Source organism: Sneathiella sp. (genome assembly GCF_036844445.1).
In the GTDB taxonomy this organism is placed as follows: Bacteria; Pseudomonadota; Alphaproteobacteria; order Sneathiellales; family Sneathiellaceae; genus Sneathiella.
Genome location: NZ_DAIUFV010000001.1, coordinates 121,173 through 134,707 on the forward strand (window position 1 = coordinate 121,173; position 13,535 = coordinate 134,707).

General features: G+C 60.5%; 17 protein-coding genes. 8 read left to right on the plus strand and 9 right to left on the minus strand.

Features of this window, described 5'->3' with window-relative positions:
• Positions 1 to 12: 12 nt before the first annotated feature.
• From V7Z56_RS00560 to lgt, 5 genes are all read right to left on the minus strand, one after another.
• A complete protein-coding gene (locus V7Z56_RS00560; protein ID WP_334127387.1) occupies positions 13 to 948 on the minus strand; it encodes a ribose-phosphate pyrophosphokinase in 936 nt (311 codons plus the stop codon).
• A 160-nt stretch (positions 949 to 1,108) separates the two neighbouring features.
• Positions 1,109 to 1,960: a hypothetical protein gene (locus V7Z56_RS00565; protein WP_334127388.1), complete on the minus strand. Its 852-nt coding sequence runs from the start codon at positions 1,958 to 1,960 to the stop codon at positions 1,109 to 1,111.
• Between the two features lie 80 nt (positions 1,961 to 2,040).
• Positions 2,041 to 2,817 (minus strand): peptidoglycan editing factor PgeF, encoded by a 777-nt coding sequence (gene pgeF / locus V7Z56_RS00570; RefSeq protein ID WP_334127389.1) that lies wholly within the window; start codon positions 2,815 to 2,817, stop codon positions 2,041 to 2,043.
• A 1-nt stretch (position 2,818) separates the two neighbouring features.
• A complete protein-coding gene (locus V7Z56_RS00575; RefSeq protein ID WP_334127390.1) occupies positions 2,819 to 3,883 on the minus strand; it encodes a class I SAM-dependent methyltransferase in 1,065 nt (354 codons plus the stop codon).
• The gene (gene lgt, locus V7Z56_RS00580; protein ID WP_334127391.1) at positions 3,880 to 4,689 is read right to left on the minus strand and encodes a prolipoprotein diacylglyceryl transferase; all 810 of its coding nucleotides are present in this window, start codon (positions 4,687 to 4,689) and stop codon (positions 3,880 to 3,882) included. The genes V7Z56_RS00575 and lgt overlap by 4 nt, the downstream gene beginning before the upstream one ends.
• A gap of 114 nt (positions 4,690 to 4,803) precedes the next feature.
• Here lgt and V7Z56_RS00585 point away from each other — a divergent pair, with 114 nt between their 5' ends.
• The 6 genes from V7Z56_RS00585 to V7Z56_RS00610 all read left to right on the plus strand — a co-directional run bounded on the left by V7Z56_RS00585 (position 4,804) and on the right by V7Z56_RS00610 (position 8,000).
• Positions 4,804 to 5,145: an accessory factor UbiK family protein gene (locus V7Z56_RS00585; protein WP_334127392.1), complete on the plus strand. Its 342-nt coding sequence runs from the start codon at positions 4,804 to 4,806 to the stop codon at positions 5,143 to 5,145.
• A 230-nt stretch (positions 5,146 to 5,375) separates the two neighbouring features.
• Positions 5,376 to 5,882 (plus strand): YbjN domain-containing protein, encoded by a 507-nt coding sequence (locus tag V7Z56_RS00590; protein ID WP_334127393.1) that lies wholly within the window; start codon positions 5,376 to 5,378, stop codon positions 5,880 to 5,882.
• Positions 5,883 to 5,885: 3 nt separating this feature from the next.
• Positions 5,886 to 6,698 carry a pyrroline-5-carboxylate reductase gene (gene proC, locus V7Z56_RS00595; protein ID WP_334127394.1) on the plus strand — a complete coding sequence of 271 codons (813 nt, stop codon included), beginning with the start codon at positions 5,886 to 5,888 and terminating at the stop codon, positions 6,696 to 6,698.
• Positions 6,699 to 6,776: 78 nt separating this feature from the next.
• A complete protein-coding gene (locus tag V7Z56_RS00600) occupies positions 6,777 to 7,226 on the plus strand; it encodes a hypothetical protein (protein WP_334127395.1) in 450 nt (149 codons plus the stop codon).
• A gap of 53 nt (positions 7,227 to 7,279) precedes the next feature.
• On the plus strand, positions 7,280 to 7,621 hold the full coding sequence (locus V7Z56_RS00605) for a tRNA-binding protein (protein WP_334127396.1): 342 nt from the start codon (positions 7,280 to 7,282) through the stop codon (positions 7,619 to 7,621).
• Positions 7,622 to 7,637: 16 nt separating this feature from the next.
• Complete coding sequence (locus V7Z56_RS00610) at positions 7,638 to 8,000, plus strand: hypothetical protein (RefSeq protein WP_334127397.1); 363 nt, start codon at positions 7,638 to 7,640, stop codon at positions 7,998 to 8,000.
• Between the two features lie 18 nt (positions 8,001 to 8,018).
• Here the strand turns inward: V7Z56_RS00610 and V7Z56_RS00615 are convergent, their stop codons facing one another.
• The 3 genes from V7Z56_RS00615 to V7Z56_RS00625 are packed head-to-tail and all read right to left on the minus strand — an operon-like array spanning position 8,019 to position 10,576.
• Positions 8,019 to 9,386 carry an ATP-binding protein gene (locus tag V7Z56_RS00615; protein ID WP_334127398.1) on the minus strand — a complete coding sequence of 456 codons (1,368 nt, stop codon included), beginning with the start codon at positions 9,384 to 9,386 and terminating at the stop codon, positions 8,019 to 8,021.
• Positions 9,374 to 10,057: a response regulator gene (locus tag V7Z56_RS00620; protein ID WP_334127399.1), complete on the minus strand. Its 684-nt coding sequence runs from the start codon at positions 10,055 to 10,057 to the stop codon at positions 9,374 to 9,376. Before V7Z56_RS00620 ends, V7Z56_RS00615 begins: the two co-directional genes overlap by 13 nt.
• Positions 10,058 to 10,081: 24 nt before the next feature.
• Positions 10,082 to 10,576: a MarR family winged helix-turn-helix transcriptional regulator gene (locus tag V7Z56_RS00625; protein WP_334127400.1), complete on the minus strand. Its 495-nt coding sequence runs from the start codon at positions 10,574 to 10,576 to the stop codon at positions 10,082 to 10,084.
• A gap of 104 nt (positions 10,577 to 10,680) precedes the next feature.
• Between V7Z56_RS00625 and V7Z56_RS00630 the strand changes: the two genes are divergently transcribed.
• Complete coding sequence (locus V7Z56_RS00630) at positions 10,681 to 11,565, plus strand: branched-chain amino acid aminotransferase (protein WP_334127401.1); 885 nt, start codon at positions 10,681 to 10,683, stop codon at positions 11,563 to 11,565.
• A 139-nt stretch (positions 11,566 to 11,704) separates the two neighbouring features.
• Entirely contained in the window at positions 11,705 to 13,057 is a 1,353-nt protein-coding gene (locus tag V7Z56_RS00635; RefSeq protein WP_334127402.1) for a hypothetical protein, read from the plus strand.
• Positions 13,058 to 13,085: 28 nt separating this feature from the next.
• Here the strand turns inward: V7Z56_RS00635 and V7Z56_RS00640 are convergent, their stop codons facing one another.
• Complete coding sequence (locus V7Z56_RS00640) at positions 13,086 to 13,535, minus strand: molybdenum cofactor biosynthesis protein MoaE (RefSeq protein ID WP_334127403.1); 450 nt, start codon at positions 13,533 to 13,535, stop codon at positions 13,086 to 13,088.

The following is a 13,535-nucleotide window of genomic DNA, read 5'->3' on the forward strand; positions in this document are numbered from 1 at the left end:
AATGCCTGTCCGTTAGTCGAACAGGCTGGAAACGGATGTTTCCTTAGAAATTCTGTACATCGCCTCGCCGATCAGCGGTGCGACGGATAGTTGCCGCATCTTGGGGGACGCCCGGCAGGCTTCCGTTTCCAGGATGCTGTCGGTTGTCACCATTTCCTCGAGGGCGGAGTCATTGATACGCGCAACGGCGCCGCCCGAAAGAACACCATGTGTCACATACCCCGCAACGCTCTTCGCACCCTTTTCCATAAGTGCCGCCGCCGCATTGCAAAGCGTGCCCGCGCTGTCCACGATATCGTCCACGAGAATGCAGCGCTGTCCTTTGACATCGCCGATGATATTCATCACTTCTGATACACCCGCACGTTCACGGCGCTTATCTACGATTGCAAGGTCCGCGTCAAGCCTTTTGGCATAGGCGCGGGCGCGAACAACGCCGCCAACATCAGGGGAAACGATGGTGATATCCTCGCCGCGGCCATAGCGCTTTTCAATGTCGGGCACGATGACGGGGGCGGAGAAAAGATTGTCGGTCGGAATATCGAAGAAGCCCTGGATCTGCCCGGCGTGCAGATCCATCGTAAGAACGCGGTCCGCCCCGGCCGTTGTAATGAGATTGGCGACCAGCTTTGCGGAAATAGGCGTGCGGGGGCCGGGCTTGCGATCCTGCCTGGCGTAGCCGAAATAGGGAATGACAGCCGTAATGCGTGCGGCGGAGGCCCGTTTCAGCGCATCGATGCAGACCAGCAGTTCCATCAGATGGTCATTGGCCGGATAGGAGGTCGGCTGGACGACAAAGACATCTTCCCCGCGGACGTTTTCATGGATCTCGACGAAGATTTCCATATCGGAAAAGCGTCTTACATCGGCGTCCGTCAGCGGTAACTTGAGATAGCCTGCAATGGCTTCTGCCAGCGGTCGATTGCCATTTCCGGCGAGAATTTTCATTGAAACGGTCCTTTAGTCAGTGAGGGACATTCCAGTCAAAAACAGATAAGTAACAGCCGCGAAGTCCTGAAGAGTTTGTTTCGCGGGCGGAACTTACCAAGGGGTATGGCCTGTGTAAATCTCTTAAACGCTGTTTTCTGCCCGATTCCGGCAAATAAGATCATGATTTTGATTTGAAATATTCCGGTTCGCTTTTTCGCAAAAGATTATAGACGCCATCGGCGCCGCCGCGGGCAGCAAGCGTCGCCGTATCGCCCCATGCGCCGTTGAGTGAACCGGCCCTGATTCTGTTGCGCTGGCGGATCTGGCCGACCTGTTCGCCGTTTCGCCGCTCAAGACTCCACACCAGTTCGATGACCTGCGTTTCCGCGACGGGCGGCGTGATCTCCGCATTGCCGCGGACGATAAAGGTCGCGCCGCTCTCGGTCGGCATGACCGTCAGCCCGAGGCGGACAAGTTCACTTTGGATGGCGGCGGCGAGGCTTTCCGAGCCGTCCCCGGGCGCGCCTTTGACGATGGGAACAAAGAGGGTGAGCTTATTCTCTTCCTCAAGGGTGATGCCGTCGCCGCCGAGAAGCTTGTCGATGCTGCTCGCGGACGCGCGCGCGAGCCGATCAACGCTCGCCTCGGACCACTCGCCGCTTGCGCTTTCCGCCGGTATTCGCTCGCGGGTATTGAGGCCGGTATCGCGATGCTCGGGATCGAACAGTGTCCAGTCGATAAATTTCCCCTCACCCGTCTCGATGAGGCTGCCGCGTACGTAATAACGATCGGGGATTGGCTCGCCGGTAAAGGCGGCGATACCGAGCTGCTGCAACTCCTTCGTCACCGCCGGCTCGAGATCGGGCGGCCCATCCTGCACGACATCGACATAAAGCGCGGCGCGCGGCCCGGGCGGCGCGATCCATGAACTTTTGAATTCCGGTTGAAAGGGGCGCTCCAGCGGCTGGCAGGCGGCGAGCAGCGCGACGCCGAGCGCCAGCAGGATTTTTATGACCGCTTTACATGGCACAGGTCACAAGAGCTCCAAGCAGACAGAAGAGTAGGAAGATCACCATATACGGCATTTTTGCCTCGATTCACAAGTCTCGCTTAACGGGTTTCACCGGATTTGAGCGCAATTGCCGACAGTTGCCGGCCGTAGTCCGCCTCACCGCGCTTCGTCATGCGCCGGTAGCTGTAGAAAAGCCGCTCCTCGGTGCAGGTATCATAGGCGAGATGGGAAATGCCGCCGATCTTGAGGTTCTCGAGCGAGGCGCGGACGAAGCCGCTGAGGTCAAACATGAAATGTCCGGCCCTCTCGGACGGAATGAAGAAGCGACCGGCCGCCGGATCGACGGCGAGGAAGGGAGCCGGAAACTCGGGGCCCACCTCGTAGGAGCGCTGTGCGATTGCCGGGCCGATCGCCACCTCGATCCGTCCGCGCGTCGCGCCAAGTTCGACCATCGCCTCCACCACCTTCGCGCCGATCCCGTTGAGTGTGCCTTTCCACCCGGAATGGGCCGCGCCGATCACGCCGGACTCGACATCGGCGAAGAGGAGCGGGACGCAATCGGCGGTGAGAATCCCGAGCGCGATGCCGGGAAGGCGGGTGACCATCGCATCGGCTTTGGGGCGCGCGGCTGGCGGCGCATAGTCATCGATGACAATCACATCGGCGCTGTGGATCTGATGCACGGTCCGAAGCGCGCCCGCGTCAAGACCGATCATCGCCATCGCGCGGCGGCGATTGTCGTTTACCCTTGCCGCATCGTCGCCTGATCCCGGACCGCAGTTTAGGCCGCTGTAGACGCCGTCGGAGACGCCGCCTTCACGCGTGAAGAAGGCGTGGGCAAGGCGGTCATCGGTGAGGTTCGGGCTTGTCAGCATGTCAGTTTCCAAATCCCTCGGGGGGTGCGTCCATAGTATGCGTGAGCGCCAGCACTTTGAAAAGGGTTCCCATCTCCTCGGCGCTGGTCAGGCGGCGCAGCTGGTTTGCGAGGGCTTTGCGCTGCGCCTCGTCGGCGTTGCGGCTGAGCAGGTGGCAGCGGGCTTCGATGCCGAGCCGCTCGAGGAAAAGGCCCTGCGGCGTCGGGCCGAAAACGCGCGCGCCCTGCGTCCTTGCGATGCTTTTAAGGGCGGCGAATTTTACATGTGCCGTGAGATCAGCCTCACCCGGGCGCGCCAGCGGATCGGCATAGCGGTGTTTCCGGATCGCCTGGAAACTGTCGCCGATAAGAGTTTCCGCGGGCCCGTAGTCAATGACAAGCGCTGCGCCCCCCGCCGACCGGAGGCGTGCTGCAATATCGGCAATCAGCGCGTCGCCATCGGGGCAGGTCTCAAAAATGTCGCCCTCCGCGGCATCCGGAGCAAGATCAAGACGAGATACTTCGCGGGCGAGTGTAAATTTAAACCCCGTTGCATCATGCGTGACAAGCCGCTCGCGCCAGCCGTCCGCTGTCCGCTGATACTGCCGGATGGGAAGGGCGTCAAAAAATTCGTTGGCGATCAGGATAAGCGGCGCATGCGGCAGTTCCGAGATCGCGTCATGCCAGCGCAAGTGATAGCCGGCAAGCAGGGCCGCCTGCTTCTGGCGAAGACGGGGACTGGCCTCAACAAGGCGGATATCCGCCGCCTCGAGAAAACCGGGCATCAGGCGGGCGCTTCGCAGGGCATCCATCATCAGCGTACCGTTCCCGGGGCCAAGCTCCGCAAAAAGGAAGGTCTTCGGGCTGCCGAGCTTCATCCAGACATCGATGGCCCAAAGGCCGATCAGTTCGCCGAACATCTGGCTGATTTCGGGCGCGGTGATGAAGTCTCCTGCCGTTCCGAACGGTTCCGCCCGCGTGTAATAGCCATGGTCGGGATGGGTGAGGGCGAGTTTCATATAGTCGTAAAGCGAGATCGGCCCTTCCGCATCGATCCGGGCGGTGAGGATTTCGGCAAGCGCAGTCATGCGGTCTTGCGGGCCGGGCGGAACATGAAATAAAGCCCGACGACCAAAATAGGCAGGGAGAGAAGCTGCCCCATCGTGAGGCCGCCGATCAGGAAGCCGAGGAACGCATCCGGTTCACGGAACAGCTCAACGACGCTCCGCGCGATCGCATAGCCCGCGAAGAAGAGCCCCATGATAAAGCCCGGCTTCTCCGCAAAGCGGGTTTTCCGGAAAATGAGCAACAGGACGAACAGCAGTGCGCCTTCGAGCGCGGCCTCATAAAGCTGGCTCGGGTGGCGCGCATCGCTGCCGCCGCCCGGAAACACCATCGCCCACGGCACATCGCTGACGCGGCCGTAAAGCTCGGCATTGATAAAATTCGCAATACGTCCGAAGAAAAGTCCGATCGGGACGACGGTTGCGAGCAGATCGCCAAAATCGAGAATGGTGATTTTCTGGAACCGGGAATAGAGAATCGTCGCGATCACGACGCCGAGAAAGCCGCCATGGAAGGACATGCCGCCCTGCCAGATCATGAATATTTCGGACGGGTTGGCGAGGTAATAGCCGGGCTTGTAAAAGAGCACGTAACCGAGGCGGCCGCCGAGAAGCACGCCAAGGGTTGCCCAGATGAGAAAATCATCCGCCTGTTTGGGCGTGATTCTCGAGGCTTTATCGCGGGCGAAATACATCATCAACTGCCAGCCGATGATCAGTCCGGCGACATAGGCAAGCGCGTACCAGCGGATCGCGAACGGCCCGATCTGGACGAGGACGGGGTCAATCTCCGGGAAGGCGATGGCCGAAAAAAGGGTCGATAATGTCATATGCGGCACTATATATAGTAACGTGCGATATTCGCAAGCGCGTCGCGGCAAGACAATTGCTTTCGTCCGCCGCTCTTGTCATTATGGGGCAAATTTTACTTGAGGAACATGGCCATGCAGACGAATACCCGCCTTTTTGACGATCTTGCCCGCCTCGCAACCGGGGCGCTCGGGACGGCGCAGGGCGTGAAGACGGAATGGGAAAATCTGTTTCGCCAGCGGCTGGAGAAAATCATCGCCAATATGGACCTTGTCCCGCGCGAGGAGTTTGACGCGGTGAAAGCGATGGTCGTGCTTGCGCGTGAGGAGAATGAGCTTTTGAAGGAGCGCCTTGCGGAGCTGGAAGCGCGGCTCAATCTCGCCACAAAGCCCGCTCCTGCGCCAAGGAAAGCTGCGAGTGCAAAGCCGAAACAAAATGAGAGCGACCCGGGCCCCGCGGACATCGATCCGAAATAGGGCGCTCCCGGCGGCCCGGCGGCAACCTCGGGCCCGATAATTATCCACAAGAAAAAGCGGCTTTGCCAACATTCCCTGTTGCCCTGCGACCTTCCGCAGACTACGCTATATTTATGGTGGTTGATTGCTGATTGCACCATATGTGGTCTGTAGTAGATTTCCTTACCGGCCCATGCTTTGTGGTAGGTGACGGGGCGTTGGCTGGCGGAACAGTTCTGAAAGGAATGGCTATGACGTCCTTATATCTCTCTCACGAAGAGCTAGACGACCCCAATCCCCTTGATCTCATCGAAAGCATCATCGTTGACAATGACTGGTCCTTCGACCGGCAGGGGAACAATGAGCTGACCGTCGGTGTGGAAGGAAGCTGGTGCCAGTATCATCTTTGGTTCTCCTGGCGGCCGGACCTGCGCTCCATCCAGTTCTCCTGCGCCTATGATATCAAGATCCCCGAGCGTCTCTATCCCGCGATTTATGAGCTGCTCGGACGGGTGAATGAGCGCTTGCCCGTTGGTCACTTCGACAGCTGGCGGGAGGAGGGGATGGTTCTGTTCCGCCATTCCCTGCTGCTTGGCAATGCACCCGTTCTCACCGGCGATCAGATACAGACGCTGGTCGAAATCGGTATGGGCGAGCTTGAGAAATTCTATCCGGCGATCCAGTTCTGCCTCTGGGGCGGGAAGACCCCGGAGGAGGCGATAGAGGCCGCGATGTTCGAAACCATGGGAGAAGCATAAGCAATGAGCCTCTCGCTGCTTCTCGTCGGCTGCGGCAAGATGGGGCAGGCGATGCTGGGTGGCTGGATCCAGAACGGGATCGATCCGTCCGGAATTGTCGTGGTCGATCCTGCATCGGAGAACCTCCGCTTCGCGCGCGACCTTGGCTGCCGGGGCGTAGTCTCGGCAGGCGACATCCCGGCCGGCTTCAGCCCCGATGTGCTGATCCTTGCAGTCAAGCCGCAGGTGATTCTTGACGTGCTGCCGACCTATCGCGCATTTGCCGCGGCGGGAAGCCTCGTCATCTCGATCGCAGCGGGCACGCGCATCGAGGCGTTCGAAGCGGCGTTCGGGGAGGCGGCGGCGATCGTTCGCACCATGCCGAACACACCTGCCGCCGTGCATCAGGGGATGCTGGTCTCCTGCGCGAATGCGAGCGTCACCGCCCGGCAGCGGGAGATTTGTGATCAACTCATGCGGGCGATAGGGGAGGTCGCGTGGATCGAGGATGAAGCGCTGATGAACGCCGTCACCGGCCTTTCCGGATCCGGCCCGGCCTATGTCTTCTATCTCATCGAAACCATGGCGGCGGCCGGCGTTAAAGCAGGCCTTCCCGAAGATCTTGCCATTCAGCTCGCGCGCCAGACGGTTGCCGGGGCGGGTGCGCTGGCGCGCCAGTCGGATGAGAGCGCGGCGCAGCTTCGCATCAATGTGACAAGCCCGAACGGAACAACGGCTGCCGGCCTTCAGGTTCTGATGGATGAGACATCGGGACTTGCACCGCTGATGGAAAAGACCGTTGCCGCTGCGGCACACCGCTCGGAAGAGCTGGGATAGCGCGAAAAAAACAGGATAATTACCCTTTAAAGTAGAATTTGGCTCCCCATATCCACTTCGGTTAAGGAGGATTGCGATATGGGCGAGACATCGGACAGTGGATCCGCGGGCGGCGGCGGAGGCGCCCCGACAATGGCGGGCGGGATGATTATTCCCGACCTCAGCGCTATTACCACGCAGCAGAATGACAATATCAAAAAGATGACGGCGGCGGTCCAGTCGGCGTCCGGCGGATTGCAGGCGATTGTCTCGCAGCAGCGCACCGCCCTGCAGCAGATCATGCAGAATTTACAGGGCTCGCTCGATGCGTCGGTTGCGGCGGCGAAAGCCGGGCCTGCCGGGACGCTAGATCTGAAAGCGCAGGTGGATAATTTCGATGTCGCCATCGACAACCTCACGAAAACGGCGGAGACCCTGACGGCGACCACCGGAAAATCCTTCGATGCGATCAGCCAGTCGATGCAGCAATCCCTGCAAACCATCGAGAAGGTCGCCGAAAAATTCTCATCCGGCGGACAAGGGGCATGATTTCCGGAGGGCTTTGTTCTAGTCTTCTCGCGAAGTGAGGAGAATTACCTGAAATGACAGAACAAATTACCTTTGACGATTTTCTGAAAGTCGATATCCGCGTTGGGCGCGTTATCGACGCGGCCGTCTTCCCCGAAGCGCGCAAGCCCGCCTACAAGCTCGTGATCGACTTCGGCGAGGAGATCGGGACGCGCAAAAGCTCCGCCCAGATTACTGTACTCTATACGCCGGAGGAGCTGGTCGGCCGGTTGGTCATGGCGGTGGTCAACTTCCCGCCGCGGCAGATCGGCCCGGTCATGTCGGAGGTGCTGGTTCTCGGCTTCAGCGACAGTACCGGGAATATTTCGCTGGCCGCGCCCGATCATGACGTGCCGATCGGCGGTCGGCTTCACTAACCGGAAGGTAGACGCGATGAGCGATGCGAGAGAGGGGGGAGAGACCGGCGCAAAAAGCGTAGAGATGCCGCCGCCGCCCGATCTTTCCTCGCTTTTCAAGGCGCATAGCGCCGGCATCGAGGCGGCCTGCGAGAAAGCGGGCGCGGCCTTCTCCGCCATCGGCGCGCGCGATCAGGATCTCGGGACGCTGGTCACAAAGCTGGGGGCGGAGATAGAGCAGGTCTTTACAATTGCGGCGGCGGCGAAATCCCCGCAACTTGCGCTTGCCAGCATTCCGCCGGTCCTCGCGCTTGCCAATACGGCCTTTGCCGCTGTCCCCGCGGCGGATCAGAAAACGCAGGCTGCGCTGAAAGACGCGTTTGCCCCGTTCAGCGGATAAAGCGCGCCGGGCTGCTCACTAGCGGGGCAGGCGGATTTCAACCCGCAAGCCGCCTTCCGGCGATTGTCCGAGGGCGATTTGCCCGCCGTGGCCATGCACGACATCGCGGGCAATGGTGAGGCCAAGTCCGCTGCCGCCGGTATCCATATTGCGCGATGGCTCCAGGCGGAAGAAGGGGCGGAACACGTCGCGTCGCTGGGCTTCGGGGATCCCCGGTCCGTCATCATCAATCAGGATTACGATCTCGGCGTTTGTCTCCCTGACGCTCACCCAGATTTCGTTGGCGTAGCGCGCGGCGTTGCTGACGAGATTGGTGATGCAGCGCTTGAAGCTGTTCGGCCTGATTTCGGAGGAGAAACTCTCCGGGCTGGTTGTGAAGGAGATCGCGGTACCCTGTCGGCGCGCATTGGCGACCACATCCTGCACGAGTTCGGGAATATCGGTATGCTCAACGGCTTCCGCTTCCTGCCCGCGCGCGAAGGCGAGGTAGCCTTCCACCATTTTTTCCATGTCAGTGACATCGCTCTCAAGGCTCGCCCGGTCCTCGTTGTCGGGCATCATGGCGAGTTGCAGCTTCATGCGGGTGAGCGGTGTCCTGAGGTCATGGCTGACGCCCGCCAGCATCTCTGTCCGCTGGGTGATCTGCCGCAGGATGCGGTGCTTCATGACATGGAAGGCGCGCGAGGCCGAGCGTATCTCGAGCGCGCCAGAGGGTTTGAAATCCTCGACGAACTGGCCGCGGCCGAACTGCTCCGCCGCCGAGGCGAGCTGGCGGATCGGGCGCATCTGATTGCGCAGGAACAACAGCGCGACGCCGAGCAGCACGAGAGAGATCGCCACCATCCACATGACGAAAATATAGGTCGTGCTGGAGAAGAGCCGCTTGTCGCGGACGATCACCTGCAGGATGGCGTCGGGCAGCTGGATCAGGATGATGACCGACTCGAGTTTTTTGTTGGTGCTGATATGAAAGGGGCGGGCGGGCAGGCTTTCGCGAAGCGCATTTACGAGATGGCTTTCAAGAAAGCCGAAATTCTCCTGGTTGTCGCTGCCTTCGGGGAGCTTTTCGCCCGGACGGATGCTGACCGCAAGGCGCATCTGGCTGCGCGCGATCCCGAGAATATCCGCCTCGGCGACGGCGCCCGGAAAACGGTCGCGCAGTGAGATGACCGTCGCGATATCACCGGCGACGCCCTGCGCGAGGCGCCTTGCGACATCGTCCCAGTGGCGTTCGTAGAAGATATAGGTCACCAGAATCTGCAGCAGCAGAATGGGCAGGACGACGATCAGGATCGAGCGGCCGAACAGCGTCCGCGGCATCAGGTTTTTCAGGAACCCGCCGGCGAGGCCTTTATATATCCCGCGCAGTCGGCTCAATCCGCCCATAAAACATATCCCTCACCGCGTACTGTCTGCAGGTGACGCGGCGCTTTCGGATCCTTCTCAATCTTGCGTCGCAGTCGCGTGATCTGGACATCGACGGCGCGCCCCTGGCTGCCGCTGGTCGCCGAGAGATCTTCGCGGCTGATGGGGACGCCCGGCGTCGAGGCCAGCGATTTCAAAAGCACGGATTCACCGGAGGTGAGGGCGATGACCTCGTCGCCTTTCAGCAGCTCGCCGCGTTCCAGGTTGAAGGTGAAGTCGCCAAATGTCAGCGATCCCGGCTTTTCGGTTTTCGCGCGGCGCAGGATGGCGGCGATGCGGAGCAGCAGCTCGCGCGGCTCGAACGGCTTGCTGAGATAGTCATCGACCCCGGCCTCCAACCCGGCGATCCGCGCATCCGGATCGCCCATGGCGGTCAGCATCAGGATCGGCGTTTCCCGTCCGGCGCCGGGTGCGGCGCGCAGATAGCGGGCGAGCTCGATGCCATCGCCCCCCGGCATCATCCGGTCAAGCACGATGAGATCGAAAAAGAAGCCGGACATCCGGTCTTTCGCAGCCTGCACCGTTCCCGCCGTCGAGACCCGATAGCCGTTGTCCAGAAGATATTTCTTGAGGAGTGTCAGCAGCCTCATGTCATCGTCGACAACGAGAATATGTGGCGCGTTATCCAGCATGCCGGCTCCCTGCATCCCGAGCCATCATGGTTTGAAAACCCGCCCCAGCACCGTCTCGCGAATGTCTTCCCCGATTAGGCCGATCAGTACCTTGCGATATCCCGCGACGGCGTCGGCGCCCGCCTCGCGAAAGGCGTGGGCGACGAGATCGCGCTGGACGCGGCTCAGCTTCTGCTCCAGCTTCTGGCCCTCCTCGGTGAGATAAAGACAGCGCTGGCGTCGGTCCTCCTCGCCCGGGCGCTGCTCGATGAAGCCCCGTTCGATGAGGTTGCCAAGGACGCGGTTGAGGCTCTGCTTGGTGATCCGGAGGATATCGAGCAGTTCCGAGACGATGATCCCCTCGTTCCGCCCGACAAAATGAATCACCCGATGATGGGCGCGTCCGAATTTATAGTCCTTGAGGATCTGGTCGGGACCGGCTGTAAATTCGCGATAGGCGAAAAACAGCAGTTCTATGGCCTGCCGGAGCTCTTCCTCACGGAGAAAAAGAGGATTGTTCGCCGATTTTAAGTCAGTCATGTTGACATATATTTCTTACAATGTTACAAAATTTACATTCGATTCGACATATTCGAACGTTGGTGGGATTATATTATACCAATAATAACGTAAGGTGCTTCAAAATGGATACCTCCTCTTTTGCCGATCGCGACGGTTTCATCTGGCTCAATGGTAAACTCGTACCATGGCGGGATGCAAACATCCATGTGCTAACCCATGGGCTGCATTATGCCAGCAGTGTGTTCGAAGGGGAAAGAGTGTATGACGGCGAAATTTTCAAGCTGCAGGAGCATACGGATCGGCTGATTGAATCGGCGCGCATCCTTGGCTTTAAGATTGAGCAGAGCGCCGACGAGATCAACGAGGCCTGTTACCAGACCGTTCGCGCGAACAACATCGTTGACGGCTACGTCCGCCCGATCGCCTGGCGCGGCTCGGAGATGATGGGTGTCTCCGCGCAGAGCAGTCGGATCAACCTTGCCGTCGCCGCCTGGGTGTGGCCGAGCTATTTCTCGCCGGAAGCCCGCATGAAAGGTATCCGCCTCAAAATCTCGCCGTGGCGGCGTCCGGCGCCGGACACCATTCCGACACAGTCGAAGGCCGCCGGCCTCTATATGATCTGCACCCTCAGCAAGCATCAGGCCGAGTCGGAAGGCTATGACGATGCGCTCATGCTGGACTATCGCGGACAAGTCGCTGAGGCGACCGGCGCCAACATCTTCTTTGTCAGCAACGGCGTCCTCCATACGCCGACGCCGGATTGCTTCCTTGATGGCATCACGCGCCGGACGGTGATCGACCTCGCGAAAGCTCGCGGGATCGAAGTTGTCCAGCGGGCGATCATGCCCGAAGAGATGGCTGGCTTCCAGGAATGCTTCCTCACCGGAACGGCTGCGGAAGTTACCCCGGTCAGCAGCATCGGCGACTATAAATTCACGCCGGGCGAGGTCTGCGCCGCATTGATCAAGGACTATGAGAACTGCGTTCGCCGTAAAAAAGCCGCATAAGCTCGCTACAGCCTTACATTTCCGATGCCCGTCTTAACCATATTGGGACGGGCATTTTGATTTTTGCGCAATATCGTTTAAAATGTTGCGAATTTGACGAATTGGCTGAACCGCAAAATAGTCGGAACCGTAAGCACTCATGAAATTGACCGAAATTACCCTGGCCATCGGACTGGCCGTTGTCAGCGTCTCTCCCGCCGTGGCAAGTTTTGAAGCGGGGCAGGCGGCGCTCAAACGGAACGATGCAATCACCGCGGTCGATGAATGGATCACGGTCGCCAAGCGCGGCGATGCGCGGGCGCAGTTTGCGCTCGGCCAGCTTCTCGAAGCGGGCGGGGACGGGGTCGTCGCCGATCCGGTCGATGCTCTTTCCTGGTATCGCCTTGCCGCGGCGCAGGGTCTTGCGGAAGCCGAACCGGCGGTGGAGCGGCTGAGCGGCGAGCTCGGCGCGGCGGCAGTCGAGGAGGCTCAACTCCGAACGCTTGCCACCGTCGGTGTCTGGTTCCGTAATTACACCGGGCAGGATGAGGCCGCCTATCAGCAGATGCGCGCGGTCGCTGCGGCGGAACGTCAATCTACCCCGCGGGTCGAGATCGGCACATCCGATACGCTCGCCGAACAGCGGGCGGCGGCGCAGCGCGAACTTCTGGCGCAGCGCAAGGCCGAGGAAGAGGCGAACGCACGCGCCCTTGAAGAGAGCCGGGAGGCGGCCATTCGCGCCGCCCAGATAGAGGCCGAAGAAGCGAAACGTCAGCAGAGCCTGCGCGAGCAGCAGATTGCAGCCCAACGTCAGGCCATTGCCGCGCGGGATGCCGCGCCGGCCGGTGATGAACTCGCCGCAGCCCGGGCACGGCTTGCTGCTTTGATGGCGAAGCAGGATGCCGCGTCCGGAACGGCCGCTGCGGCGACGGCGGAAACCGCACCGGCTGTTCCCGCCGCGCCCGCCGCGATCGGGACGGTTCAGCAGAATGCGATTGAAGCGCCCGCCCGGCCGGCTGAGGCCGCTGATACGCCTTCGGAAACACCCACACCTGCGCCCTTGCGCACCGATGCGGCGCCCGAAAGCGCATCCCGGAATGCGCCTGAAGCCACCGTCCGCCCCGTGACGCCGAAGGAAACCGTTGTTGCCGCGGCCCCGGCGATGAATTCCGCAAAAATGAACGCCGCCGGCAGCTCTGTTGCCACGGTCACGGACGAAAAGGCGGCATCGCTCGCCGCGCTCAAAGAGCATGACGGGCTGAACCGGGACATCGTCGAGCAGATTTTCGAGCAGGCCAAGATCGCCGATCTCGGCACGCCGGCCGCAAGGCAGGAGATCGAAAATTCCCTCTCGCGGATCGAGGCGTTGAAATGGTCGCTGGTCTCCGGAGCGAAAGGGGACAAGGCCGCTCCGAAGATGAACAAGGTGCTTATGTCAAGTATGACCCCGGTGCAGATCGCCGAGGCGAGCCGGCTCGCCCGCGAATATCTGATCAAGCAATATAATCTCTAATATCTGTAGATTAACCGGTTAATCTCAACTATTCCCAGCGGCTGGCGGCGTCAACGTCGCTCTTGCGTTCGCTGACCCAGACGGTCTCGCCCTCCGGCGTGATCTCGCTTTTCCAGAAGGGCGCTTTCGTTTTCAGCCAGTCCATCAGGAAACGCGCGGCATCAAACGCATCCTCGCGGTGCGGAGAAGCGGTGATAACCAGTACAATCGGATCGCCAAGCGCCAGATCCCCATAGCGATGGACGATCAGGCTCGCCTGCAGCTCCCAGCGGCGCTGCGCCTCCGCTTCGATCTTTTCGAGTTCCCGCTCCGTCATGCCGGGATAATGCTCAAGGCTGAGACCGGTCACCGGGCGGCCGTCGTTGAAATCGCGGACCAGCCCTGTGAAGCTGACAATCGCGCCGATATCGGTTCGGCCTTCGCTGATTGCGGCGATTTCCGCGCCGGTGTCAAACGCCTCGCGCTGTACGCGGATCAT

Bases quoted from the DNA above. Each gene is read 5' to 3' on its own strand.
- V7Z56_RS00575 (WP_334127390.1), bottom strand. From the start codon at position 3,883: ATGACTGCGCTTGCCGAAATCCTCACCGCCCGGATCGATGCGGAAGGG.
- V7Z56_RS00640 (WP_334127403.1), bottom strand. From the start codon at position 13,535: ATGATCCGCGTACAGCGCGAGGCGTTTGACACCGGCGCGGAAATCGCC.
- V7Z56_RS00590 (WP_334127393.1), top strand. From the start codon at position 5,376: ATGACGTCCTTATATCTCTCTCACGAAGAGCTAGACGACCCCAATCCC.
- V7Z56_RS00635 (WP_334127402.1), top strand. From the start codon at position 11,705: ATGAAATTGACCGAAATTACCCTGGCCATCGGACTGGCCGTTGTCAGC.
- V7Z56_RS00620 (WP_334127399.1), bottom strand. From the start codon at position 10,057: ATGCTGGATAACGCGCCACATATTCTCGTTGTCGACGATGACATGAGG.
- V7Z56_RS00585 (WP_334127392.1), top strand. From the start codon at position 4,804: ATGCAGACGAATACCCGCCTTTTTGACGATCTTGCCCGCCTCGCAACC.
- V7Z56_RS00615 (WP_334127398.1), bottom strand. From the start codon at position 9,386: ATGGGCGGATTGAGCCGACTGCGCGGGATATATAAAGGCCTCGCCGGC.
- pgeF (WP_334127389.1), bottom strand. From the start codon at position 2,817: ATGCTGACAAGCCCGAACCTCACCGATGACCGCCTTGCCCACGCCTTC.
- lgt (WP_334127391.1), bottom strand. From the start codon at position 4,689: ATGACATTATCGACCCTTTTTTCGGCCATCGCCTTCCCGGAGATTGAC.
- V7Z56_RS00560 (WP_334127387.1), bottom strand. From the start codon at position 948: ATGAAAATTCTCGCCGGAAATGGCAATCGACCGCTGGCAGAAGCCATT.
- V7Z56_RS00605 (WP_334127396.1), top strand. From the start codon at position 7,280: ATGACAGAACAAATTACCTTTGACGATTTTCTGAAAGTCGATATCCGC.
- V7Z56_RS00625 (WP_334127400.1), bottom strand. From the start codon at position 10,576: ATGACTGACTTAAAATCGGCGAACAATCCTCTTTTTCTCCGTGAGGAA.
- V7Z56_RS00610 (WP_334127397.1), top strand. From the start codon at position 7,638: ATGAGCGATGCGAGAGAGGGGGGAGAGACCGGCGCAAAAAGCGTAGAG.
- V7Z56_RS00630 (WP_334127401.1), top strand. From the start codon at position 10,681: ATGGATACCTCCTCTTTTGCCGATCGCGACGGTTTCATCTGGCTCAAT.
- proC (WP_334127394.1), top strand. From the start codon at position 5,886: ATGAGCCTCTCGCTGCTTCTCGTCGGCTGCGGCAAGATGGGGCAGGCG.
- V7Z56_RS00600 (WP_334127395.1), top strand. From the start codon at position 6,777: ATGGGCGAGACATCGGACAGTGGATCCGCGGGCGGCGGCGGAGGCGCC.